Origin of the sequence: Bradyrhizobium sp. AZCC 1577 (assembly GCF_036924575.1) — a bacterium.
GTDB lineage: Bacteria > Pseudomonadota > Alphaproteobacteria > Rhizobiales > Xanthobacteraceae > Bradyrhizobium.
Map to the genome: position 1 here is coordinate 4052557 of NZ_JAZHRQ010000001.1, position 23809 is coordinate 4076365.

General features: G+C 61.5%; 26 protein-coding genes. 15 read left to right on the forward strand and 11 right to left on the reverse strand.

The genetic code is table 11. The features are described 5' to 3' along the window. Positions 1-91: 91 nt before the first annotated feature. The 4 genes from V1278_RS18965 to V1278_RS18980 form a co-directional block, all read right to left on the reverse strand. The gene (locus V1278_RS18965; protein WP_334363324.1) at positions 92-679 is read right to left on the reverse strand and encodes a hypothetical protein; all 588 of its coding nucleotides are present in this window, start codon (positions 677-679) and stop codon (positions 92-94) included. A gap of 220 nt (positions 680-899) precedes the next feature. Beyond that, positions 900-1361, reverse strand: a complete 462-nt coding sequence (locus tag V1278_RS18970; RefSeq protein WP_334363322.1) for a VOC family protein — start codon at positions 1359-1361, stop codon at positions 900-902. 164 nt (positions 1362-1525) lie between these two features. After that, positions 1526-1876 carry a cupin domain-containing protein gene (locus V1278_RS18975; RefSeq protein ID WP_334363321.1) on the reverse strand — a complete coding sequence of 117 codons (351 nt, stop codon included), beginning with the start codon at positions 1874-1876 and terminating at the stop codon, positions 1526-1528. A 112-nt stretch (positions 1877-1988) separates the two neighbouring features. Further along, the gene (locus V1278_RS18980) at positions 1989-2198 is read right to left on the reverse strand and encodes a hypothetical protein (RefSeq protein WP_334363320.1); all 210 of its coding nucleotides are present in this window, start codon (positions 2196-2198) and stop codon (positions 1989-1991) included. Positions 2199-2439: 241 nt separating this feature from the next. On the opposite strand from V1278_RS18980, the gene V1278_RS18985 reads away from it, so the two are divergent. The 5 genes from V1278_RS18985 to V1278_RS19005 all read left to right on the forward strand — a co-directional run bounded on the left by V1278_RS18985 (position 2440) and on the right by V1278_RS19005 (position 7829). Further along, a complete protein-coding gene (locus V1278_RS18985; RefSeq protein ID WP_334381866.1) occupies positions 2440-2946 on the forward strand; it encodes a hypothetical protein in 507 nt (168 codons plus the stop codon). Between the two features lie 48 nt (positions 2947-2994). Continuing rightward, entirely contained in the window at positions 2995-4242 is a 1248-nt protein-coding gene (gene ftsZ, locus V1278_RS18990) for a cell division protein FtsZ (protein ID WP_334381867.1), read from the forward strand. Between the two features lie 223 nt (positions 4243-4465). After that, on the forward strand, positions 4466-5284 hold the full coding sequence (locus tag V1278_RS18995) for a hypothetical protein (protein ID WP_334381868.1): 819 nt from the start codon (positions 4466-4468) through the stop codon (positions 5282-5284). Positions 5285-5446: 162 nt separating this feature from the next. Further along, on the forward strand, positions 5447-6187 hold the full coding sequence (locus V1278_RS19000; RefSeq protein WP_334381869.1) for a protein-L-isoaspartate(D-aspartate) O-methyltransferase: 741 nt from the start codon (positions 5447-5449) through the stop codon (positions 6185-6187). A 94-nt stretch (positions 6188-6281) separates the two neighbouring features. Then, positions 6282-7829: an FAD-binding oxidoreductase gene (locus V1278_RS19005; RefSeq protein ID WP_334384211.1), complete on the forward strand. Its 1548-nt coding sequence runs from the start codon at positions 6282-6284 to the stop codon at positions 7827-7829. A 216-nt stretch (positions 7830-8045) separates the two neighbouring features. Here V1278_RS19005 and V1278_RS37000 read toward each other — a convergent pair whose 3' ends face one another. Further along, the gene (locus tag V1278_RS37000) at positions 8046-8384 is read right to left on the reverse strand and encodes a winged helix-turn-helix transcriptional regulator (protein ID WP_442893758.1); all 339 of its coding nucleotides are present in this window, start codon (positions 8382-8384) and stop codon (positions 8046-8048) included. A 330-nt stretch (positions 8385-8714) separates the two neighbouring features. Here V1278_RS37000 and V1278_RS19010 point away from each other — a divergent pair, with 330 nt between their 5' ends. From V1278_RS19010 to V1278_RS19035, 6 genes are all read left to right on the forward strand, one after another. Next, complete coding sequence (locus V1278_RS19010; protein ID WP_334363314.1) at positions 8715-9173, forward strand: DUF3237 family protein; 459 nt, start codon at positions 8715-8717, stop codon at positions 9171-9173. Positions 9174-10689: 1516 nt separating this feature from the next. Next, on the forward strand, positions 10690-11409 hold the full coding sequence (locus V1278_RS19015; protein WP_334381870.1) for a response regulator: 720 nt from the start codon (positions 10690-10692) through the stop codon (positions 11407-11409). Beyond that, positions 11406-12929 (forward strand): sensor histidine kinase, encoded by a 1524-nt coding sequence (locus tag V1278_RS19020; RefSeq protein WP_334381871.1) that lies wholly within the window; start codon positions 11406-11408, stop codon positions 12927-12929. Before V1278_RS19015 ends, V1278_RS19020 begins: the two co-directional genes overlap by 4 nt. A gap of 143 nt (positions 12930-13072) precedes the next feature. Next, positions 13073-13792, forward strand: a complete 720-nt coding sequence (locus V1278_RS19025) for a DUF899 family protein (RefSeq protein WP_334381872.1) — start codon at positions 13073-13075, stop codon at positions 13790-13792. Positions 13793-13830: 38 nt separating this feature from the next. Then, positions 13831-14418 (forward strand): GNAT family N-acetyltransferase, encoded by a 588-nt coding sequence (locus tag V1278_RS19030; protein ID WP_334363311.1) that lies wholly within the window; start codon positions 13831-13833, stop codon positions 14416-14418. 210 nt (positions 14419-14628) lie between these two features. Further along, a complete protein-coding gene (locus V1278_RS19035) occupies positions 14629-15618 on the forward strand; it encodes a Bug family tripartite tricarboxylate transporter substrate binding protein (RefSeq protein ID WP_334363310.1) in 990 nt (329 codons plus the stop codon). A gap of 316 nt (positions 15619-15934) precedes the next feature. Here V1278_RS19035 and V1278_RS19040 read toward each other — a convergent pair whose 3' ends face one another. Further along, entirely contained in the window at positions 15935-17182 is a 1248-nt protein-coding gene (locus V1278_RS19040; protein WP_334381873.1) for a glycerophosphodiester phosphodiesterase family protein, read from the reverse strand. Between the two features lie 103 nt (positions 17183-17285). Between V1278_RS19040 and V1278_RS19045 the strand changes: the two genes are divergently transcribed. After that, positions 17286-17600, forward strand: a complete 315-nt coding sequence (locus V1278_RS19045; protein ID WP_334381874.1) for a hypothetical protein — start codon at positions 17286-17288, stop codon at positions 17598-17600. A gap of 225 nt (positions 17601-17825) precedes the next feature. Next, positions 17826-18155 (forward strand): twin-arginine translocation signal domain-containing protein, encoded by a 330-nt coding sequence (locus V1278_RS19050; protein WP_334381875.1) that lies wholly within the window; start codon positions 17826-17828, stop codon positions 18153-18155. A 77-nt stretch (positions 18156-18232) separates the two neighbouring features. Here V1278_RS19050 and V1278_RS19055 read toward each other — a convergent pair whose 3' ends face one another. From V1278_RS19055 to V1278_RS19065, 3 genes are all read right to left on the reverse strand, one after another. Further along, positions 18233-18487 (reverse strand): GCG_CRPN prefix-to-repeats domain-containing protein, encoded by a 255-nt coding sequence (locus V1278_RS19055; RefSeq protein ID WP_334363306.1) that lies wholly within the window; start codon positions 18485-18487, stop codon positions 18233-18235. Positions 18488-18570: 83 nt separating this feature from the next. Further along, the gene (locus V1278_RS19060) at positions 18571-19593 is read right to left on the reverse strand and encodes an alpha/beta fold hydrolase (RefSeq protein WP_334381876.1); all 1023 of its coding nucleotides are present in this window, start codon (positions 19591-19593) and stop codon (positions 18571-18573) included. A gap of 130 nt (positions 19594-19723) precedes the next feature. Further along, positions 19724-20428 carry an ArsR/SmtB family transcription factor gene (locus V1278_RS19065; RefSeq protein ID WP_334363305.1) on the reverse strand — a complete coding sequence of 235 codons (705 nt, stop codon included), beginning with the start codon at positions 20426-20428 and terminating at the stop codon, positions 19724-19726. A gap of 252 nt (positions 20429-20680) precedes the next feature. Here V1278_RS19065 and V1278_RS19070 point away from each other — a divergent pair, with 252 nt between their 5' ends. Together V1278_RS19070 and V1278_RS19075 are read left to right on the forward strand one after the other, a co-directional pair. Further along, positions 20681-20989: an NIPSNAP family protein gene (locus tag V1278_RS19070; RefSeq protein WP_334363304.1), complete on the forward strand. Its 309-nt coding sequence runs from the start codon at positions 20681-20683 to the stop codon at positions 20987-20989. A gap of 66 nt (positions 20990-21055) precedes the next feature. Next, positions 21056-21868, forward strand: a complete 813-nt coding sequence (locus V1278_RS19075) for an isocitrate lyase/PEP mutase family protein (protein WP_334363303.1) — start codon at positions 21056-21058, stop codon at positions 21866-21868. Between the two features lie 117 nt (positions 21869-21985). Here V1278_RS19075 and V1278_RS19080 read toward each other — a convergent pair whose 3' ends face one another. Further along, positions 21986-22726, reverse strand: coding sequence for a class I SAM-dependent methyltransferase (locus tag V1278_RS19080; RefSeq protein ID WP_334381877.1), 741 nt, complete (start codon positions 22724-22726; stop codon positions 21986-21988). A 201-nt stretch (positions 22727-22927) separates the two neighbouring features. After that, positions 22928-23338 carry a hypothetical protein gene (locus tag V1278_RS19085; RefSeq protein ID WP_334381878.1) on the reverse strand — a complete coding sequence of 137 codons (411 nt, stop codon included), beginning with the start codon at positions 23336-23338 and terminating at the stop codon, positions 22928-22930. Positions 23339-23809: the final 471 nt, after the last annotated feature.

Below are 23809 nucleotides of genomic sequence, written 5' to 3' on the forward strand. Positions count from 1 at the left end.
CGGTCACGAGAAGTCCAGCACCGCCAGCGCGTCCCATCGTGATTGATTGTTGTTGGCCTGGCATCCGGGCTGATTGAATCAGTTCGAAAACTCAGGACAGCGCCCCGTTGTCGAGAAATGGCTTCCAGGAGAGCGCTTCCCTTCTGGCTTCGCTAAAATCGCCATCCTCCAAAAGCCTGCCGACGCATCTGAGGTATTCGCAAAGGAATGACGCATCCGGCAACTGGTACACGTGCTCGTTCGGGACCCACAGCTCGAATTTCCTGGCTGAGCTTAGTACAGACTGCAGTGCAGGCTTGAGATCGGGCACACTGTCCGGCCATCTCGAGGACGCGGTCCGCGTCTTGATACTCTCTGAAAGACTGCGAAACTTCCAGCCGAGGCTTCGCAGCTCGGAGGCTTTCTTCCCGTCCGACCTCCGGTTCAGCCATTCGAGTGAGACGCCAACGATAATCCCGGTCAGGAAGACCAGCGCAAGTTTGAACCAAGGCTGTTGGCCCAGTGCCAGGAAGTTACTGAAAACGGGCGTGGCCGTCGCGTCACGAAAGGCCGCCGTGGCCATACCCTCAGGGTCGGAGAAGATGTTTTCCTCCAACCATTTTTTGAGGGCAGGCGCGATCAGCGGGACGAGCAGAAGACCCCAAATCCCGAACAGAAGGTTTTTGAGCCACCTGGACATAGGGCTCTATTGTCTAGCATGCCGGCGCAGCGATCCAGCCGAATTAGAGGCGCTGCCGCCTGCCGCAGTGCTTCTTGCCTCTCCTCCTAGACTCAACTGCCCGGCCAATAGTGCTGCCCGCGGGGCCGGAGCCGCTTTCGCCTAACGCGCCGCGACTGCGGGCCAGCACATTCGCGAGTTACGCGAGCGCTAATCCGCCAACGAAGCTCACGAGCTTCGCCTACGCCGCCTTGTGCTGCTGCTTCATGAACTCCGTCGCGCGCTTCTTGAGTTCAGTCGGCGATACGTCCTCGATGTGGGTGCCGATGTGCCAGCTATTGCCGGCCGCGTCCTTCACGCTGCCGCTGCGGTCGCCATAAAATTGATCCGCCGGCTCCATCAACGATGTCGCGCCGGCCTTAAGCGCCTTCTGATAAACTGCATCGACGTTGGGTACGTACAGATACAGCATGGTGGATGTTGCTTGTGCACGCTCCGAGGAGTCGGAAATCATCACGATGGAATCTCCGATCTTGAACTCCGCATGCATGATCTTGCCGTCGGGCCGCATCATCGGCTCGAATACCGGTTCGGCTCCGAAGGCATCTTTCATGAAGCGAATGACCTTCTCCGCCCCATCGACGACGAGATAAGGCGTGACGGTGTGAAATCCCTTGGGAACCGGCTTCACCTGTGTTGCCATGGCTGTCTCCTCTGGTTTGATGGATTTGATCCATACAGAACGGCCCAGCCCGCTTATTGTTTTACCGGGATGTTCGATCCGGTCTTTGAGCAAAGTGTGGCGGCTGCGGTCCGCGCACTGGTGGTCGCGTCAATGTGTATCCGCTGCCAAGTTCCGCTACGAACCTAACCCGGCAGGCGCGGAACAAAATCGTATTCGCCGACCCCCTGCAGAACCAGGAAGGTGAGCGACTTCGTACTCCCGTTGGTCACCAGATGCGGTCGCGTGGGCCTGACGACATAGACTTCGCCGGGGCTCAAGTTCACTTCCTCTTTCGGATCCTGCAGGAACAGCCTCATCTGGCCTTCCAGAACGTAAAACGTATCGGAGACATTGGTGTGGGTGTGCCACGGCACTTTCTGGGTTGCAGAGAGCTGCAACTCCATGATGCGGAAGCCGGGGCGCGCGGCGTGCTCGGCGCGACGCTCGACTTCGTAAAGGTGACTGGCGTCCTTGATGGGCTGCGGCTGGTTCATGACGGCCTCCTTCGGATCATCCGCCCCCATCGCATGGTGATGCCGCGCAAATGATAGCCTTGCTCTGCCGTTCGCGAAACCGTCAGGGGAGGTCCTACGGAACTGCCGTTGTTCACTCCTTGTCGTCCCTTATGCGCTGCTCACCCTCACGCAGCCGTTGCGCGATCGCCGTTCGTCTTGGGATCAGCGAGGCCTCGTCGGCGAGCCGTTGCGCAAGGTCGGAGTGATATTGTTGCACGACGTCGAGGACCGCCTCCTTGGCGAGTCTTCGGTGGTAGTCGGCCAGGAATCGGTGCAGGTCAGCAAGCTGTTCGTCATCCATCGCTATCGCGCCTCAGCCGCGATGGCCGGAATATACCGCAACCCGTTGATCTCGCACAGCTTGCATCAACCCAATCCCGGTGGGATTCACCACCCGGCCGAGCAAGGTGGCGGCCGCGGCACGCTCAAGTCGGCACCTGGCCGTCCTTTAACCGTTTGTTAACCATGAGGCCTCTAACTTAAGGGGACTATCCGGTCATCATCAGACGATTCCAGTGCGGTTCGTTCGAGGAGAACAGCCGATGTCCGTTGAGATTCTGACCTATGCAGCCCTGGGCGCCCGCCTGAACATCTCGGCAGCGGCCGCCCGTTCGCTTGCCAGGCGGCTCCGATTGCCGCGCTCGCTTTCCGAGGATGGGAAGGCCCTGGTGAGCGTTGATCTCGCTGAAATCAGGCATACGCCACATCCACCGGGTGGTCACCGGGCGGGCGAGGCCGCTCAGTTGAGGGCACTCGTCGCAACGCTGCAGGCCGAGGTCGCGCAGTTGGAGGCCAGGGCAGCCGATCATCGCGCAGATTTCGAGTACGAACGCCAGCGCGCCGATCACCTGATCGCTGAGCTGTTGCAGGCGACTGCCGAGACCAAAGCCGCCAGGGAGGCGACGGCGCGGCTTGAGGGGGAGGTGGCAGCGCTTCGGACCGCTCTCCGAACTAGCAGTCCGAACGAGAATCACGGACATTCTGCGCGCCGGCTGGGGCATCTGGCTGCGAGCTTGGTGGAAGCAGACCGCAAGGCTGGTCGTGGGTAACAAATCTCTTCCTATTCCGCGGTTTGGCGGAGCAACCGTGGGGCAAAAATGGGTGGCACCGATATTCGCGAGCTGAGGGCGCGCATTATCGTGTTCGGGGTGGGCGGTGCCGGCGGCAATGCCGTCAACAACATGATCGACGCCGGGCTTGAAGGCGTCGAATTCATCGTCGCCAATACCGACGCCCAAGCGCTTACCAGTTCGAAGGCCAGGCGCGTCATCCAGATGGGTACGCAGGTAACCGGAGGCCTTGGCGCCGGTGCCCAGCCCGATATCGGACGCGCGGCGGCGGAAGAGGCCATCGACGAGATCCGCGATCATCTGACCGGCGCGCACATGGTGTTCATCACCGCCGGCATGGGCGGCGGTACCGGCACCGGAGCCGCGTCGGTCATCGCCAGGACCGCGCGTGAGCTCGGCATTCTCACCATCGGCGTCGTCACCAAGCCGTTCCAGTTCGAGGGCCAGCGCCGCATGCGCTATGCCGAAGCTGGCATCGCGGAACTCTTGAAGGCGGTGGATACCCTTCTGATCATCCCGAACCAGAACCTGTTCCGGGTGGCCAACGAGAAGACCTCCTTTGCCGATGCCTTCGCGATGGCCGACCAGGTGCTTTATTCGGGCGTGGCCTGCATCAGCGACCTCATCGTCAAGGAAGGCCTGATCAATCTCGATTTCGCCGACGTCCTCTCGGTCATGCGCGAGAAGGGCAAGGCGATGATGGGCAGGGGCGAGGCTTCCGGCGACAAGCGCGTGCTCAACGCTGCGGTAGCCGCGATTTCCAACCCGTTGATCGAGAATCCCTCGATCAAGCGCGCCAGCGGCCTGATCGTTTCCATCACCGGCGGCAGGGATCTGACGCTGTTCGAGGTGGACGAAGCCGCCACGCGCATTCGCGACGAGGCCGATCCGGACGCCAACATCATCGTCGGCGCGACCTTCGATGCCACCCTGGAAGGCATCGTCCGCGTTTCGGTCGTGGCCACCGGCATCGACAATCTCGACGCGACCGGCCAGACGAAAGCCGCGGAAGGCCTGCTCACGGACCTCGCTGGCAGGCTGAGCAACGACCGGCGTCGCATCGCCGAGCGTGGCGTATCGCCGCCGCAATTCGCCAGCCCGCCGTCGCTGATCCCGCCGCCGCGCCACCTCGAAGCACGGCCGCCGATCGCCGAACAGGCGCGGCATGCGGCATCGCAGCGCCTCGATCCCTACGGTCGCGCCTCTCCCGCACGCACTCCGATCGAGGAAAAGGTTCTGGATATCCCGGCTTTCCTGGGCAGCAAGGCCAACTGAGCCGTCATAAGAGAGCCATATCGCCTCAAGGTGGTAGACCGCCGCGATGCGACTTCAACAGGTCCATCGTCCAGGCACCCGGGCGGTGCCTGAAGGTCTAATGCCCAAAATCGGTCCTATACTTTCCATCCTCCAGCCTTGCTTTGGTCAAAACGGCGGTGGGAAGTGTCTAAAATCCGACGACCGTCCATTCAGGTGATCGCAAACCGGGCAGGAGGCGCTCATGGATACCGCGGTAAATAACAGGCAAACCGATCCACGCGATGTTAATCCGGGACTGTCCACGCAAGACATCGAACTGGTGGCGCGCGCCGATGAACGGCTCGCGCATGCTTATGAAAAGATTGCCCGCGCGGATGAACAGCTCGCGCTTGTCAATGAACAGATTGCCAGGCTGGAGAAAAAGCCCGTTAACAGGCTTCCTCAGTCGTCGCGGGGCAGGCCGGCGCTGCGCGGCCTGGTCGGCCTGCTGTTGACCGCGGGCATCTGTATCGCTGCTTTCGCTTCGCAATCTTATGGCGAGGCGGCGAGGCTGATGATCGCCCCGTGGGTACCGCAACTGGCTCCGGCTTCGTCGTTGCCATCGGAAACACCGAGGCTCGCCGCCCAGCAGAGCGAGCCTACCGTTCAGGTAGCTGCGGCGGATGCTTCAGTTTCGCAATTGCCACCTCCGGCTCAGACCGCACCGCAAGACGCAGCGGCCGCCCCGGTCTCTCCCGAGGTGACACAGTTGCTTCAAACGATGGCGCGTGATCTCGCCAACGTGCAGCAGGAGATCGAGCAGCTCAAGGCTGGCCAGGAAGAATTGGTCCGCGAAAATGCCAGCACCGCCCAGCAGCTCAAGGCAAACCAGGAGCAAATGGCGCAGGTGATCGCGAACGCCTCCGCGCAACAGCCGCGGCCCAAAGCACCAGCGACGACATCAGCCAATCCGCCACCGCCAATTGCCGGCTCTTCGCGTAAGCCCGTGTCGACGCCTCCGCCGACGCAAACCAGAGTGCAAGCGCGAGCGCCGGTGCAGTTGCAGTCCGGACAACAGTAGTTTTCGCCGCGCTGGCCGAAGGCTTGTCCTCGTGCCGGCGAGGTGACAAACGACAGTTGGAACTCGGGCAGAGTATGTTCACTCTGCCCAAGGACAAGACAACTTGTTCCACGGGGCTTCGATCCTAGATAGCGGACGGAGCCTTCGATTTTGGATGGCCGCATGATCATGAAGATCTTGCTGCTGCTCGTTCTGTCCATGGTTGTCGTCGCACAGGAGGCGGCGGCACAGGAAGTGCAATGCGACCGCGAACGCGCGGCCATGGTTGAATCTATCAGAGCCTACGCTCGTCGTTCCCACGCCGGTGTTTTGGGACAACAGGGCCTCTCCGAGAGAGTTCTCGAGGCCATGGGGCGAACGAAACGCCATCTGTTCATCCCTGAGCGGTCCTGCGCCATCGCATACGCGGACAGGCCGGCTTCGATCGGCCACGGCCAGACCATATCGCAGCCGTTCATCGTGGCCTTGATGACAGAGTTGGCCGGGGTCGCGTCCAATCATGTCGTGCTCGAAGTCGGTACGGGGTCGGGCTATCAGGCCGCCGTCCTTGCGCATCTGGCGCGCAAGGTCTGCACCATCGAGATCGTCCCGTCATTGGCCGAGGCCGCCGCGAAAACACTCAAAGAGCTCGCCTATGACAATGTGAGCGTCAGGCATGGCGACGGCTATGCTGGCTGGCCCGAATGCGGTCCATTTGATGGCATCGTCGTCACCGCGGCACTTGGCGAAGTGCCGCCGCCGCTGATCGAGCAGCTTAAAGTGGGTGGCCGGCTCGTGATGCCGGTGGGATCCGGCTATGCCAGTCAGCAACTTACGGTCGTCGAGAAAGTGGCTCCCGACAAGACGACGACGCGGGCCGTTGCCCTGGTGCGCTTTGTGCCCTTTACGCGTTCAAAAGATTAAGAGCCGGTGCGGCGGCTCAGATGGAAAAAGCAGGGAGGCGGTCGTGAGCGGTGCAAGGCTAAAACATTACGGTTGGGGCCGCGAAGACGAAGGCATGACTGCTGAGGAGCAGGCCTTTGTGCTCGGCCGTTACCGCGAAAAATTTGCACGCGATGCGTTTGAGACAAAAGTTGTCCCGCGCCTCGAGGACCTGGCATTGCGCGCGCCGCGTGTGGTGCCACCGGCCTCACTTGCCGCTCTTTGCACGAGCGACCGATACGACCGCGTCGCGCACGCCTACGGCAAATCCTATCCGGACTACGTGCGAGCCATGCTCGGCAATTACGATTGCGCGCCCGACGTGGTCGCCTATCCAAGAAACGAAGCAGAGATTGCCGCTGTCATGGACTGGGCCGGTGGTGTCAGTGCCTCGCTTACGCCGTTCGGAGGCGGGTCGAGCGTCTGCGGCGGTGTCGAGCCGCGCGTTGACGGTATCAGCTACAAGGCGGCCGTCACGCTGGACTTGCGCAATCTCGGCAAGGTCGTCGAGGTGGATCAGATATCGCGCGCCGCATTGATCGAGGGTGGTGCCTTTGGTCCATCTCTGGAGAACCAGCTCAAGCCGTATGGCGTCACGTTGCGTCATTTTCCGCAGAGTTTCGAGTATTCAACCCTTGGCGGCTGGATCGCGACGCGGTCGGGCGGTCATTTCGCCAGTCTCTACACGCATATTGACGACTTTGTCGAAAGCCTGCGCGTCGTGACGCCGCGCGGCATAATGGAAACACGTCGCTTGCCGGGATCGGGTGCTGGGCCGAGCCCCGACCGCATGTTCATAGGTTCCGAAGGAACGCTCGGGGTGATTTCGCGCGCCTGGATGCGATTGCAGCCACGCCCGAAATTCCGTTCTGGCGCATCGGTTCGTTTCGACTCGTTCTTCGGTGCGGCGCGCGCGCTGCGCGCGATCGCACAGGCCGGTCTCTATCCGTCGAACTGCCGCATCCTTGACGCGCAAGAGGCATTCAACACCGGGGCTGCCGACGGCAGCGTCGCGATTATGGTGCTCGGTTTTGAATCGGGCGACCATTCGCCGGATGCCTGGATGGCACGCGCGCTCGAATGCTGCGCCGACCATGGCGGGATACCGGAGGCGGCAAAGGCCGGCGATGCACATCTCGAAGGCGCGGCAGGAATCTGGCGCAACGCATTCATTCGTATGCCCTATGCGCGCGAGTTTCTGACCCCGGCCGGCATCATCAACGACACCTTCGAGACCGCTATCACCTGGGATCGGTTCGAAAGCTTCCACGACAAAGTGAAGGCGGCAACGGAGCGTGCGATTCTCGAGACGACTGGCGTAAAGGGCGAGGTCACATGCCGCTTCACCCATGTCTATCCTGACGGGCCCGCGCCATATTTTTCTTTCCATGCACTTGGCCGCCATGGTGCGCTTCTGGAACAGTGGCAGGCAATCAAGAATGCGGCCAGCGATGCGCTGATCGAGGCGGGCGGGACGATCACGCATCATCACGCCGTTGGCCGTGATCATCGTCCCTGGTACGATCGTCAGCGCCCGGAGCTTTTCGCGGCCGCGCTTCGGGCCGCAAAAAGAGAGCTCGATCCGCAAGGCATGCTCAACCCTGGAGTGCTCATCGATCCGTAAGGAAATTCGCGCGCCAACGGGAGTTGGTGGCAAGGCTGTGTCGAACAATTGCCATTTGCTGCGGTGCGCGAGTCCATTGTTGGCACTGATCGCACCTCGTGTTTTCGGCGAACGTCCGCTTTGCGCCAATAGCGCCGATTTGGTGAGGTCGCGTTATGACCCCCTTGCGGACATCCGGCGTCTAATGTGGGCATCGGTATAGACGGGCGCGCGCGGCTACTTTGAAAGATCGATTGTCGCGCTTAAGCCCGTGCGATTGCGATCAATCCAACGGCAGACACTGTTTAGCGGAACCATGAAGCTTCTGCCCAACTTGGTCAGCGAGTACTTGACTCTTGGGGATCTTGATCGCGTGACCTCTCTGGAGATAAGCCGGGTCGTTTCAAGGTTGCGAAGCGTATGGGTCAGCATCCGCTGTGAGATGGCTCCCAAGCGGCGCCGCAGCTCCCCATGGTGGTAGGGCCGCTCCTCCAACAAGAAAAGGATCCTGACCGTCCATTTGCCGATGAAAAGCGTAGGGGTGACACGCAGATGCACGTCAAATCTGTCTTTCATTTTGCTTCAGCTCCCCGGCTATCCTTTTTTGAATGCCCTCGCGTCGTGATCCGGAAGACGGCAACGTCAGCCGGCTTGCCAGCCCGGTGTGTGAGACCGGCGCAACCACTGAAATTCATCGGTGCTTGGCGGATTTCTTAATCCATTCGATTGCCGACGCAATTCAATCAGCAAGCGCCCCGGTCATTTTCAACGGCGGTCGGCAAAAGCACAATGAGGAACACCGGTGTACCTCATTGACAAAAGTCGCAGAGCAAAAAGAATAAATCGATGCTCAGTTTTGGCCCTCTCGAAGTTCTCACAAGGAAGCCTTACAGCAGGAGAAGCAAGATGACTGGAAATACTGCGATGAGGGGCGAGAAGATTTACGACATGGAACTCGATCTCACGGGAGTCACCGACTACGGCGTGAGCTTGAACGCCATCCTTTCCGGTCAGGAAGCGATTCCGCTACACGGAGCCCAATTCGACCTTGCGGTCGCTGGGCGGTACGAGGGACGCCTCGCGGGCCGGGCGCACGGCGTCGACTATGTGCGGGTCCGCGCTGATGGTCGCATGGAACTCGACCTGCACTTGATCATCGAGACCGAGGACGGCCACCGGATCGCGTTGTCTGGCGACGGCCAAGCGGCGCCGCGACCCGGCGAGCCGGTGCTCGACATCTTCGCAAACGTCCGCCTCTCCACCGCGTCCAAAGAATATGGCTGGGTCAATGAGCGGCAGATCTGGGGTGTGGGGACCGCGAGCCTGGCGACCGGGAAGGTCCTCGCCGAGGGCTTCATGCAGTGAAAGCGACATCGCGCAGGAGGTGACTCCGATGAAAACACCGCCGATCGTTTCGCCCGAGGCCTGGGAGCCGCGCGCCTCGAGATGCTGGTGAAAGAGAAGGCCGTATCGGGTGATTGCCCAAGAAATGCTGCGAAGTTCTTGACCCTTTGCACGTAGTCATATTGGGTCTTCGGCGCGAACTTGCGGATCGTCATGTCTTCGATGATGCGGCGGCGCAACGGGCTCATTGCCTCGTCGGTCATGGGGATGCTCCTGTCTTGGGTGAAGGTTGCGAACCCCTCATCTCAAGACAGGACGCCCTGTTGCGCTATCCTGTTGGCTGCCCTGCCTGCTGCAGCGCCCTACCGCGCGAGCGGTTTGGTCCTCTGGCCTTTCTCCGACACCCGATACACGCCGAACGTCCGCTTTGCGCTGATTGTGTTGAAGAAGTCCGCGAACCCGGCAATTTGGGATCGGACAATGCGACCGGCTCACGGTGCTTGATTGCGTCTAAGCGGGCTGGAGCGCAGGGATCGGGATCAGCTTTGCGAGCTTCCGGAGGTTCTGGGCCGTTGCGTCTGCCCAGCAGCGGCGCCGTACAGGCGAAGCGACGATGCGGCGCATCGCGACTTCAAACCGGCTCGGGCAAGACGTTATCTTGTTTGCATGCGACGGCAGTCAGGCCGATCGGACCAGAGGATGAGCTTTCGTGACTGATACGGAGACGTGGCCCGTAAGAAGTAGAGTCGGGCACTCTGCACACGAACTTAGGATTCTGCTCGGACGTCAAACAGTCGTCCTCCGTCACGAGGCGCGAAACAGCCATACGATCTCCGCAGTACATCAAATCAGGTGGGGTGGTGGAGGCCCAGGTATTCCGCAACACGAAAACGAGCAGCCAACCTATCCGCACTGCGGCTCTACGAAGAAGCAGTCCCTTCGGTGTAGTGTGGTCTTCATCGCTCTCCGCCGATGAGCCTTTCGAGATTTCCGGTACGGCCCCTCGGAAAACGGCGTGCATCGCATCGTACATGTAACGCTCCTGCTTGGTTGAGCGTGCGCACGATGGGGTCCGGATGTCGCAGAACTTTGCCGACGACCGCCGGAAATTGTCGCGATCTGTCTCAGGAATGCTGCATTGGATAGTTCGCGACAGTTGCGGCCATCGGTGATGGCCGCTCCTGTCATCCGGTCTTGAATGACCTTGCTCTCAATGCGGCTTCTTAAGTTGTATCAAGTCTGAACAGGCATACGGGTTTGCGACAAATTGCGACAAAGATGGCTCACCAGGGCAACGTTCTGCGACAGCTTGTGCCTAGATTGTTTCAGCCAGATCGGGGGAATCATGCACCTGAGGCCGGTTCCCGCTCGGATCGGCCGGCATCGGGATCCTGCGATCCCGATGCCGCGGCGCTGTCAGTGAAGCCAGCCACAAGCATTTGATTTCGATCGATCATACGCGGCCGATACATTCTGTTACACTTTTTCGATGGGGTGGGTGCAGGACTTCAGTATGATCCGGGACGGAGCAAACTAGATGGACTCGGCACCTCACATCGCCGTAGTGGATGATCATCGCGATATTCGCGATCTGGTCGGCAAATACCTGATGCAGCATGGCTACCGCATCAGTCTTGCGGAGAGCGCTGTTGCACTCCGCCGCTTGCTCGAACGAAGTGCTCCGGACCTGGTGGTACTTGACGTCATGATGCCGGGCGAGGACGGACTGTCCCTGTGCCGCCATCTGCGCAGCACCACGGACCTTCCCGTTATCCTGTTGACTGCGATGGCTGAGGAGACCGATCGAATCGTCGGCCTGGAAGTCGGTGCCGATGACTATGTGAGCAAGCCATTCAATCCCCGCGAACTTCTCGCCCGCATCAAAGCAGTGCTTCGACGAGTCCAAAGCCTGCCGCCGCAAAAGGGCCGGCTGGCGACCAAGGTTGTACGCTTTGATCGATGGACCTTTGACGTCAACCGGCGCGAGTTGACGGGCGACGACGGCGTTGCTGTGCCGCTCAGCACGGCGGAGTTCCGCCTGTTGTGTGCATTTCTCGACCATCCCGGCCTGGTGCTCAGCCGCAATCAGCTCCTCGACCTGACGGTCGGCCGGGATGCCGATCCATTCGACCGGAGCATCGACAATCAGGTCAGCCGCTTGCGGAAAAAGATCGAGGCCGATCCGAAAGTACCAGCCTTGATCAAGACTCACTGGGGCGGTGGATACAGCCTCGCCGCAGAGGTCGAGCAGCCATGATGGGCTTGTGGAAGCGTAGTCTTGCGGCCCGTTTCATCTGTTTCACGCTGCTGTCTTTGGTGCTGTCGCAAGCCATCGTGTTCTTCATTTCCTGGGATGAGCACGGGCAGGCGATTCGGAAGGCCGCCAAGGGCGAGATATTCAGCCGGAGCGCCTCGCTCGCCCGGGTTTTGGAGGCGACGCCTCCGTCGCTGCAGACCGATATCCTTAATGCCAGCAACACCAGTTCAGCGAGATATTGGATATCGACCAACGGACTGAAGGATGCCTCCGCGTGGCGAGAGGAGGCATGGGAGCGCCTGGCGCAGCCATTGCCGCGCATGTCCTTTGCCGGCCACAGCGTGCCCGCCGAGGTGAGACCGGATTTCGCCCGAAACACTGCCAGCAGCAGTGGCGCCTCCTCGCAATGGGTCGACCTAAGGCCGGAAGCTTGGCCGCTGTCCCGACCAGCGAAATTTCTTTATCTCGATGATGCCACCGGCATGGGATTGGCCGTTCAGTTGGCTAACGGAGCATGGCTGAACACTGCATTTGCCAAGCCCGCGCAAGATGGCTTCTGGACCTCCAAATCCACCTTGGCGCTCGGCCTCTCCGCGTTGTCGTTGTCGATCATTGCCGTATTCGCCGCACGCGGCATCGCGCAACCATTGCGCCGACTCGCCGTAGCGGCCGAGGCTTTCGGTCGTGGTCAGGAGATCGTGCCGCTGCCGGAAACCGGCCCCGACGATATCCGGCGCACCGCGGAGGCATTCAATCGCATGCAAGCGCGCCTGCATCGTTTCGTCGACGACCGCACCAGAATGCTGGCCGCCATCGGTCATGATCTGCGTACACCTTTGACCTCGCTCCGCTTGCGAGCAGAATTCGTGCCCGACGGAGACGTTCGCGAGAAAATGCTCTCCACCATTTCCGAGATCCAGACGATGACGGAGGCGACTCTCGCATTCGCTCGCGAAGACGCAACCGCAGAAAGCACGCGGACCGTGGACCTCTCGGCTCTGGTGGAAAGTCTCTGCGATGATCTCGCTGAACTCGGCTATGACATCTCCTTTTCTGAAGGGCAGAAGATCAGCTATAGCTGCCGACCAGACGCACTGCGCCGCGCGTGTCGCAACCTCGTCGAAAATGCCATCCGGTATGGCGAGCGGGCGCGCGTCAGCGTGGAAAGGCAAGCCGATAGTGTCGAAATCACCGTCTCGGACGACGGTCCCGGTATTCCGGACAGTGCCAAAGAGCAGGTTTTTACGCCGTTTTTCCGGATGGAGAATTCGCGGAACCGCGAAACAGGAGGCGTAGGTCTCGGCCTTTCCATTGCCCGGACCATTGTCCGCCACCACGGCGGCGATATCGTCTTGACCAACAAGCAGAAGGGGCTGCAGGCGGTCATTAGCCTGCCAGCGCTGGAAGGTGGGCCGCCACCTCCCATCAGCCGCCCGGTCGCAGGAGCGAAGGACGTTGCCAGCACTCTCGAAAAGGCAGAGCCTTCGCCAGTGGCCACGCCAACGGCGGCCATTCATTGATCAGAGGTGACGCAAGATAACTGACTTCGAAGGTCAGATTTGTGCAGCGCGTTGGGTGTGTTGCGGCAAGCGGGTGCAATAGGGGAACTCGCTACTCACGGATGAGTTTATGGGTTCACAGACCTTCAATCCGGAGGGAAGCCATGGAGCATCTCCGCTACCCGAACGAAACCGCCGAGTATCGTGCTGCCAGAAACGCGCTTCTGGACGAAGAGATCGCGCTTCGTGCCCACATTGAAGCTGTTGCAGCGAAGCGCCGCGCCTTACCGCTCGGCGGCAAAGTACCGGAAGACTATGTTTTCGAGCGGATCGGCAAGAATGCCGCGCCGGAGAAGGTCAAGATGTCCGAGCTGTTCGGTCCGCATGACACGCTCATTCTGTACAGCTTCATGTATGGGCCCGAGCGGGAGCTGCCCTGTCCAGGCTGCACGCACCTGCTCGATGGGATCGACGGCGCGGCAAGGCACATCGGCCAGCGAGCTGCACTTTACATCGTTGCGAAATCCCCAATCGCACGTCTTGCCGCGTGGGCTCACGAGCGCGGCTGGGACCATCTGCCGCTGGTGTCTACGGCGGGCAATAGCTACGACGCGGATTATTTTGGTGACACGTCGAAGTTTCCCAAGGGCGTGCGTGCACAGCATCGCGTTCCGGACGGCGAGAACTGGGACGAAACGATCTTCAACGTGTTCAAGAAAAGCGGCGGAGCAATCCGTCACTTCTGGGGATCGGAGATGAGCTTCGCACCAACCGAGCCCAATCAACATCATCGCGCCGGGGATCTGGTCGACCCCTTGTGGGGTCTGCTCGACATGACCCCCGAGGGGCGTGGGGACTTTTTCCCCAAGGTAAAGTACGATTGACCCTTGGATGGACGGTGAGTGACCGAGGGAGCGACACGATGTCGGCGGTGCCGGAAGTCATATCCGCAGACGCGAACAATCGGGCAAGCGCGATCAGCACCATTGTGCTCGGCTTTGCGGCTGACCCGATGGCGCGTTTTGCTTGGCCCGATCCGTCCGTATACCTCGGAATAATGCCGCGGATGGTCAATGCTTTCGGCGGCGGTGCTTTCGAGCATGGCACAGCCTACATCACCGAAGGGGCTCGCGCTGCCGCTCTATGGCTACCACCAGGCGTCGAGCCGGACGAAGCAGAAATGAACGCAATCATGGAGGAGTCCCTGCGCCCGGAGATATCAGGGGATATCGGGGCCATCATGAAAGGAATGGCCGAACATCATCCGCATGAGCCGCATTGGTATCTGCCTCTTATCGCCGCCGATCCGAGATGGATCGGGCAGGGGCTTGGCTCGTTGCTGATGAAACACGCGCTTCGACGATGCGACGAGGAGGGCATCGCGGCCTACCTCGAAAGCTCGAACCCGCGTAACATTTCGCTCTATGAACGCCACGGCTTCAAGATCACCGGCAGAATCCAAAGCGGCTCTTCGCCAGTGGTGACGCCGATGCTGCGGCCGGCATCCTGAACGCTCAAGTTGCCTCAACCGAGCATCACCGCACCACATTTTCCAGCTCTCGGAAAATTGCAGTTGCAGATGCTATCATCGAGCTAACACGCCCGCGAGTTGTGGCGAAAGATCCGGATTTTGTTAACTGCGCTAATCTGTCCCGGCTTTCTGTTATGGCAGAAGCCGGGCGATGGGATACCCTCCTTGAAAAATCAAGGAGGAAAAAAGATGCCCTTAAAATTCAGCCGCCGTCATTTCATCGCTGCTGGTACCGCCGCTGCCGCGATGCCCTTGCTGTCGCGTGGCGCCTCCGCGCAAGCCGCGTGGCCGTCGCGGAATATCCGCATGGTCTGCAGCTACCCGGCGGGCGGGCAGACGGATCTGCTCGCGCGCGCCTTCGGCGATTTCATCTCCAGGCAGGTGGGGCAGAACGTCGTCATCGAAAACAAGGCGGGCGCTTCCGGCTCGATCGGCGCGGCCGAAGTTGCACGCGCCGCGCCCGATGGCCACACCATCCTGTGCTCGATTTCGACCACCTATGTGATGAATCGGGTGATGATGAAGAACCCCGGCTACGACATGGACAGAGACCTGACGCTCGTCAGCATCATTCCGGGCGCCGGGCTGCTGCTGGTCGCGAGCCTGGCATCCGGCGTCAAAACGCTGGACGATTTCGTCGCGTTCGCGCGCAAGAAGGGCCAGGTGAATTTCGGCACCTATAGCGCGGGCTCCGCCCCGCACATGACGATCAACGAACTCAACAAGCAGTACGGCCTCAAAATAGAACCGATCCACTACCGGGGCGAAGCGCCGATGTGGACGGGCCTGATGGACGGCACGCTTGACGTCGCGATGGGCAGCTACACGGCCGCTCAACCCGTCCTGCAAGGCAACCACGGCGTGGTGTTCGCGGTGCATTCGAAGAAGGTCGCCGCGATCCCGAACGTCAAGACCCTTCCCGAACAAGGCGCGACATCGAAGTTCTTCACCATCAGCGGCTTCACAGGCTGGGCATTGCCGAAGGCGACGCCGCAGCCGATCGTCGATCGGCTTTCGGAACTCTGCGTGGCCGCCAACAACGATCCGAAAGTGAAGGAAGTTCTCGCGACGTTCGTGCTCGAGCCGGCAATCGGCTTCAAGGAAAGCAATGCTCTATATCAGCGCGAATTGCCGACCTGGATCGAGACCGCGCAGGCCCTCGGCCTGGAGCCGGCGTAGCGTAAGTAGGGGTAGTTAGCCTACGGGCCTGTGTGAGGTGAGCACATCGGTCAGGCTCCCTCCCCCCTTGCGGGGGAGGGTTGGGGAGAGGGGTAAGCCGCGGGCGAGATGAGTCGATGTGCGCACCGCCTCCTCAATTCAATCTCGGTCGCCCGTTGTGACGCCCACATCGAGAGAGCACGTCGTGCGGCACCCCTCTCCCTAACCCTCCCCCGCAAGGGGGGAGGGAACCCTGCCGCTGGTGCGTCCCTCACAGCATTGCAAGCAGTGGCCAATTAGACGCGATGGGTTTCGCTCCGCTCTACCCTACAGCCTCTCACTTCATCCCCGTGCAGCTCGCATAAAACGTCGTCGTCGCGGGCCAATCCGAGAACATGCCGCGGATGCCGACCTGCTTGGCCAATATATCCAGCACCGTCAGCGTATCGCCGTCGTGGTCGATCGCGCTCCTGATCGACTTGTGATAGAAGCCGCCGCCCTTGTTGAGCGGGCCGTCGCGTTCCAGCGACCAGCCGATCAGGTCGAGGCCGGCGGCCTTCGCAGCCTTGGCGTATTCGGACGGGACGATTTCTCGTCTGTCGTTCAGCGTCAGCATGGTCCAGATCGGTGGGCCGAGGATCGCGACGCCTTGCGACTTCAATTCCGCCATCGACGGTTTCCACGTCTCCGGCTTGTTGGGATCGAGACCCTGCTTTTCGTAGCGCTCTTCGAGATAGACCGCCTGTTTCGCGAATTCCGGTTCGGTCTTCACCCAATAGAGCACGTCGGCGAGATTAAAGCTTTGCGCAAAGACATCGCTCGGCGGAATGCCGGCCTTCTTGTAGGCGTCCAGCATCTGCGATGCGTATTTCTCCTGCGTGTAATCGCCGTCAAACGGCATCGCCACCTCGGGCGCCTTGAGCTCAGGCGTGAACTTGGCGCCGAGACTTTTGATCAGCGCGATGCTCTCGTCATGCGTCATCAGCGTGCCGGAATTGGCGTAGAGGTCGGTGCGCCAGCGCGGCGTGCCGTTCTGATATTCCTCAGGCGTCTTCGCGTCGGGATTGAAGCCGTCCATCTTCGCGCGCAGCCGCCGGAATTCGGCGAGCGTGATGTCTGACGCGCAGCACTTTGCGGAGGCTTTCTTGCCCGTCGCGGAATCTGCCGGGCTGAAGGCTTGCGTGCATTTTGCGGCAAGCTCCGGCACGGCCAGAATGTTGGTGGTGGTGTGCAGGTCGCACTGCGAATGGCGGCACACGAGTTGGCGGTCTTTCGTAAACGTCACGTCGCATTCGATGATGCCGGCGCCCATCCGGGCGGCGGCAATATAGGACTCCCTGGTATGCTCGGGAAATTCCAGCGCGGCGCCGCGGTGGCCGATGGAAAAATCGGTCTTGCGGAACGGCCCGGTGCACTGGCTGAGTTGTTGCTTCAGCGGCCCGTCTTTCATCTTGTCGACGAGATAGAACGGCCGCGGGCCAATCTGTGGCTCGCGCGGCAGCGGGATGTCCTCGGCCGCGGCGGGAGGGATTGCGGTCAACAGCCAGAGCGCTGAGAGGAGGGCGGAGCGATGGCGGACGGGCATGGGTGGCACCTCGGATAACGCATTGCGCGCAGCCTTGATATCACGGAGCATGTGACAGTTGCGTGTTGAAGAGGTTTCGTAGAGCCAAAGCAGGGAGAATGAAATGCCCGCAGCTTTTTTCGTCGTCCGCGCCACCGTGTCCGATCCCACCAGGCGCCAGGCCTTCGACGCTTGGTACTCGCGTGAGCATCTGCCGGATGCGATGAAATCGTTCGGCGCGGTGAAGGCGTGGCGCTACTGGAGCGCGACCGATCCATCGCTGCACGAGGCGATGTACCAGTTCACGGACAAGGCTGCGCTCGATCGCGCGATCGAGGGGCCGGAGATGAAACGCCTGGTCGCAGACTTCAACCGCGACTGGCCGGACGTGACGCGGACGCGCGAGGTGCTGGTGCTTGCCGAGGAGCGCGTGGCGTAAGACGCGAGACGACGTGTCCGCCGTAGAGAAGACGCGTCGTCACACATGCGCGCGACGCAGAAATACCGCGAAGACGACAAAAAGTTCCGCTGCAAAAAACAGCGCGCGAAAATAATTCTCGATCGACTCCGTTCGCAGCAAAGCTGAACACGCAGTTCACCGCGCGTTCATCTCGGCACATCGAAACTCTCTTTCTTGCACACAGCAAACGGAGGAAGGGATGTGATGGAACGCCGCCACTTTCTGAAGCTCGCCTTTGGATTTGCCGCGGGCGGTGTCGCGCTCGCAGCGAGCGCGGAGGCCGCGCCGCTGATGCCGGCACCGCTCGCCGATGACGCGAAACTGCCCGCCAACAAGGATGCTCAACCTGCTGTCACGTCAGACAAGGAGGTCGATCGCCTCGCGCCTGAAGAAGTACGATGGGGCCGCGGCCGACGTCGCGGTTGGGGCCGAAGGCACTGGGGCTGGCGCCGCCGCCGTTGGCGCCGCCGGCACTGGGGCTGGTATCGCCGCCGTCGCTGGCGCCGCCGCTACTGGCGCCGTCGCTACTGGTAAAACTTCGCCGTCGATTGTTTGGAGAAGTAATAAAAAAAGCCCCGCGCGAGCGGGGCTTTTGTCATGCTTGCGAATTCTCAGTAAGCGCGGCAGCGTCCATAGCGCCACACGGTGCCGTAGGGGCACACGCGGCCGGGCCGCACCACGACGGCCGGAGCTGCAGGACGCACCACGACAACCGGTGCCGCCGGCCGAACAACGACCCGGCGATTGGGTTGGCAGCCGCCATAGGGGCCGCGATGCCAGCCGGGGCCGCATCCGCCCGCAGCTTCCGCCGCGCTAAAGCTGGCAATGGTGCCCAGGGCCAAAACTGCTGCGAAAAGGTACTTCATGTTTTCTCCCGTTCTTGGCCGCAAGGCGGCACGCAACGGAACTTAGTTACGAGACCTGAATGGAACATGAATGTTCCCTGATGCTATGGGGCGGCCAAAAATCCAAGCACCAGCTCGCCGTATTTCGCCGGCGCTTCCAGAAAGACTAGGTGTCCGGTGTTCGGAATCACCTCGGCTCTGCCGCGGGCCATCTTGGCGGCGAGCGCTTTGGCCAGCTCGGCGTTCTGCCCCATTTTCGCGCGCAGCGCTTCCGGTGCGCTGGCTCTTCCCGGCGCGTTGTGATCGTCGGCGCCCATCACGAACAGCGTCGGCTGCGTGATCAGCGGGATCTCGTGCACGACAGGCTCGCGATAGATCATCTGTGCGGAACTGACGAACGCGCGCAGCCAGCGCGAATATTCGGCGCTGCCCTTGATGTTGAAACGCGCATCGATGAACGGCGTGATTTGTTCGGGCGGCAGCTTTAGCGCGTAATTGGTCTCGAGCTGCTTGCGATAGCCGTCCGCTGTGAGTTTATCTTCGTTCTCCAAAATCTTTTCGGTCGGCGTCGGCGGGACGTAGAGCCGATAATCCTCCAGCCCGATCGGAGCGGTCAGCACCAGATGCGCGATCCGGTCAGGGTAGGCGCGTGCGATCCGCACCCCGAGCATGCTGCCGAGCGAATGCGCGACGACGTCGGCCTTGGCGATTTGCAGATGATCGAGCAGCGCGATCGTGTTGCGCGCCAGCGTATCGAAATGCAAATCGCCTTGCGGCTTCGATGATTTTCCAAAGCCGATCTGGTCCGGCACCACCACGCGGTACCCCGCATCGCTCAAGGTCTTGATGACCGGCGCCCAGTAGCTCGATGGAAAATTGCGGCCGTGCAGCAGCACCACGCTGCGTCCATTCGGCTGCGCGGGAGCTATGTCCATATAGGCCATCCGCACCGGCTCGCCGTCGTTGACCAGCGGCAGCAGATGGACCGGGTAGGGATAGGCAAAACCTTCGAGCGCAATGCCGTAGGGTTCGCGCGTGGCCGGTCGTTCGGTTTCCGCCGCGGCCGCAGACAACAACGGCATCGCGGCCAATGCGGCTGCTAACGCGCCGACGCACATCCCTCGCATCCCAGAACTCCTGTTCCCAAGACAGGAGCGTATTGGTGCCGATGTCGCGCGGTGTAAAGACTTTGCATTTCACGTTTTGGCGAGAGCGCGAGTTGATTAACCCTCATGGTGAGAAGGCGCGCAAGAGCCATCACGAATGAGCTTCGCTGCTCCCAAACAGCGCTGCGAACCGCTTTTCGCCGGTGCGCGTGAAGTTCACGACGCGGCTGCCGGGCGCGGGATCGCGCGCCGCCCAGTTCAATTCGGTGAAGCGGTTCATTACTGCAGCGCCCAGCGTGCCGGCGAGATGGTGCCGCCGTTCGCTCCAGTCGAGACAGGCCTTGCACACGGGCCGCCGCGGATGGGCGAGCATATCTGCGTCGATCTGCAGCGCCTCGGCGATGAAGCGCTTGCCCTCGCCGGTGAGTTCGATCGCCTGTTTGGTTTGCCGGACCAGCTTTTGCTTTCGCATGCTGTCGAGCATCTGCACGCCGAGATCGCCGGCCAGATGATCGTAGCAGATCCGGGCGCGGCGCAGCGCCGGCTCCTTCGGCCCGGTGCGCACGCGCGTGTGCCCGGCGCGTTCGGCAAGGCCCGCCAGCCCTTCGAGCACGCCCGCAACATCGGGGCCGGTGAGACGGTAATAGCGATGACGGCCCTGCTTCTCCGGCTCGATCAGGCCGCCGGTCTCGAGCTTGGAAAGATGCGAACTGGCGGTCTGCGGCGTGATGCCGGCCTGGTGCGCCAGCTCGCTCGCGGTCAGCGCGCGGCCGTCCATCAGCGCGGTCAGCATGTTGGCGCGGGCGGGATCGCCGACCAGGGAGGCGACCATGGCGATATCAGGACCTGCTTTCATAGTTCGATGATAGCCGAAGCATCGCGGTAGGGCAAGCGGGTAGTCTCGCCTCGAACGTCATTGCCTGCGACAAACGCGAAGCGTTTGCGCAAGGGAGCGCAGCGACGACTTGTCCGCCGTAGCTTTAGCGAAGGCGGAAGCAATCCATTCCTCCGCTTGTGGAGCTATGGATTGCTTCGCGGAGCCTGTCATCCGGCGGCGCTTTGCGCCGACCGGGTGGCTCGCAATGACGGGGAAACATTGGAGAGCATCATGACCGTCACCGTCTTCATCCGCTATCAACTCGACCCGTTCAAGCGCGCCTTGTTCGAAGAATACTCCAAAAACTGGCTCACCATCATTCCGAAATGCGGCGGCGACCTGATCGGCTACTGGATGCCGCACGAGGGCACCAACAACATCGCATTCGCGCTGATCTCGTTCGACAGCCTTGCGTCTTACGAAAGCTACCGCGCACGGCTGCGCGCGGACAGCGAAGGCAAGGCCAATTTTGATTTCGCCGAGGAGAACAAGTTCATCCTCGCGGAGGAGCGGACGTTTCTGCGCAAGGTCGTGGCGTGAGACGTCTGGCGGAGAAGATGCAGCGTTACTATGTAGGCGGCGCCAACAAACCGAGGGGAGCGACCCATGCTGACATCTGCTGACAAACGCGCCGCATTCAGGAAGTTGCACGAGAGCGGATGCTTCATCATCCCCAATCCGTTTGACGTCGGCAGCGCGAAGGCGTTGCAGCATCTCGGCTTCAAGGCACTGGCGTCCACCAGCGCCGGCTTTGCCTGGACGCTGGGCAAGGCCGACAACCACGTCACCGTCGACGACGTCTGCGCCCATCTCACAGCGATCTGCGCGGCGGTCGATATTCCGGTCAACGCCGATTTCGAGGACGGCTTTGCGCACGAGCCGGACAAGGTCGGCGCCAATGTCGCGCGCGCGGTTAAGACCGGCGTGGCCGGCCTGTCGATCGAGGATTTTACCGGCGACAACGCAAAGCCGCTGTTCGATCGCGCGCTCGCCGTCGATCGCATCAAAGCGGCGCGCCAGGCGATCGATGCCGACAATAGCGGCGTGCTGCTCACCGGCCGCTGCGAGGCGTTCCTGCGCGGGCAGAAGGATTTGAAGCTCGTGATCGACCGGCTCACCGCCTATGCCGAAGCCGGCGCCGATTGCCTCTATGCGCCCGGCATCGCGACGCCGGAAGAGATTTCGGCGGTCGTGAAAGCGGTGCATCCAAAGCCGGTCAATCTCCTGGTCGGCGCGGCCGGCCCATCGCTGCAGGCGGCCTCCGATCTCGGCGTGCGCCGCATCAGCGTCGGCGCTTCGCTGGCGCGGATGGCCTGGGCCGGCTTCATGAAGGCGTCAAAGGAGATGGCGGAGAAGGGCACCTTCGGCGAATTCGCCAACGGCTATCCCGGCGGCGAGATCAACAAGATGTTCAGCTAGGTCCCAATGGCCGAAGGCGTCAGATGACTGCTGCTTCTCCCGGATAGCGGCCATCGATCTTTAAGGCGGTGGTCAATCGCGAGCCGCCCGTGTCATGCGGCGCGGGCGGCTCGACTCTCAACGCGTTTCTGTCTTTCGCGCTGAGACCAGGAGCATCATCGGCCGCTCCAGCTCTTCGGCCAGTTCGGGCAAGCGCTCGATCTGTTCGTGCGTCGGGGCGAATTCCTCGACCCGGCGCAACTCGAAGCCGGCATCAATCAGCGTGTTGAGCGTCGTGCCGAGGGTCCGGTGATACTTCAGCACGCCCTTGGCGAACCAGTCCGCGCGGCGCTCGCCCTCGACCGAGTAGCCGTTGACCGGCCAGGTCTTGCGGCCGTCTTCATCGGCGATCCAATGCGGATGCGCCGCAGCTATGAAGATCGGATGCTCGATCGTGAAGACCAGATCTCCGCCGCCGACCAGCGCCTTGTGGATCATGCGCGCGAGGCGCCGGAAATCCTCGACATAGTGGAAGGTCAGGGCGCTATAGATGAGGTCGAAAGCCGCTTCGGGCAGCTCCAATGTCTCGAGATCGGCGAGCAGATATTCAATGGCCGGGTCCGAGGTATCGACCTTGGCGCGTGCGATCATGTTCTGCGACAGATCGAGGCCAAGCACCGAGACCGCGCCCTGCGCGCGCATCCAGCGCGAGGCCCAGCCGAAGCCGCAGCCCAGATCGGCCACGCGCTTGCCGGTTAGCGCGGGCAGCAAAGCCCGGACAGCCGGCCATTCGGGCGCGCCGTCCAGCCCCTGCACCTGGCGAGGTAATCGGCTGTAGCCGGCGAAGAAATCGGGATTGTCGTAGATATTCTGCGCCACGTTTGTCTCCGTAATGGAGCGAGGGCGAGGCACGTTTCAAGAGCCGATAGACCTCGCCCGCGAGGGGCGAGGCCAGGGTTGGCCAGTGTGCATCGCGCGATCGTTATCCTCTGGCTTTGATCAATCGGTTCTGAGCCTGGACAACGCAAAAAAACAGCGGGCCATTTTGCCCGCTGTACGTCGTTTGGGATTGATCAACCGCTACTGCTTGGAGCGATCGACCTCGGTGCCGGTCGGTTCCTGCGATTGCGGCGTCGGGCGATTGGTCGCGGCGCCGGTGGTCGTGCCAGGATCGGTGTTGCTGCGCGGTGTTACGTCACGCATGCCCGGAGGCGCCGACGGGTTGGCCGGCTGCGTCTGCTGCGCGGTGTTGGTCGACGAGGTACCGGCCTGCTGCACGGTGGTGTTGTTCAGGCCATAGAACAGCGCGCCGAGTACGAGCGCGATGGCAACGGCGAACATCGCAACCTTGGCGCCACTCGGCGGACCTTCGGACAGCGCGGGATCGGGCTGCAGCTCATTGTCGAGACTGTTGAAGCGGGCCTGACGGCGGACTTCTTCATCGCTCAGGCCGGCGCGGTAAGGATCGTTCGGATCGGGTTGGTGTGCCATGAATGGGTTCCTCCGTTAGGCTTCCCAAGTAAGCGTGGAGACAATGGCTGGCGTGCGCGGATGTTCCGAGCCAATGTTGCAACCCCGTAATGTTGGAACCCGGTGATTCCCTCGAACGAGGGATCGGCCGATTGCAAATTGGCGTTGCCGGGCAGGTAAACCGCGATTGCCCTGACATCCGCATCGCTCATCTTCGAGGTCGAGTTGATCACGACCTCCGACATCCGCTCGCCGGCGTGGCTTCATGACCTTCGCCGGCCACGAACGCAGTGCACAAAAGCAGTGCCGCGAGAATCGCCGGCATGGTCGTCCCTGCACCGATTGACCTTCTGGAGCGTTGTGGCGCGAAAGTGCGCACAGCGGGGGCGCCATGCCATTTCGCGCCGAGGCTTCCGGACGACACAAACCGAAATGCCGCGTCGATTTTCCCGGCACGATATTGCGAAGTTTGAGGGCGCGGCTTTCTTGCCG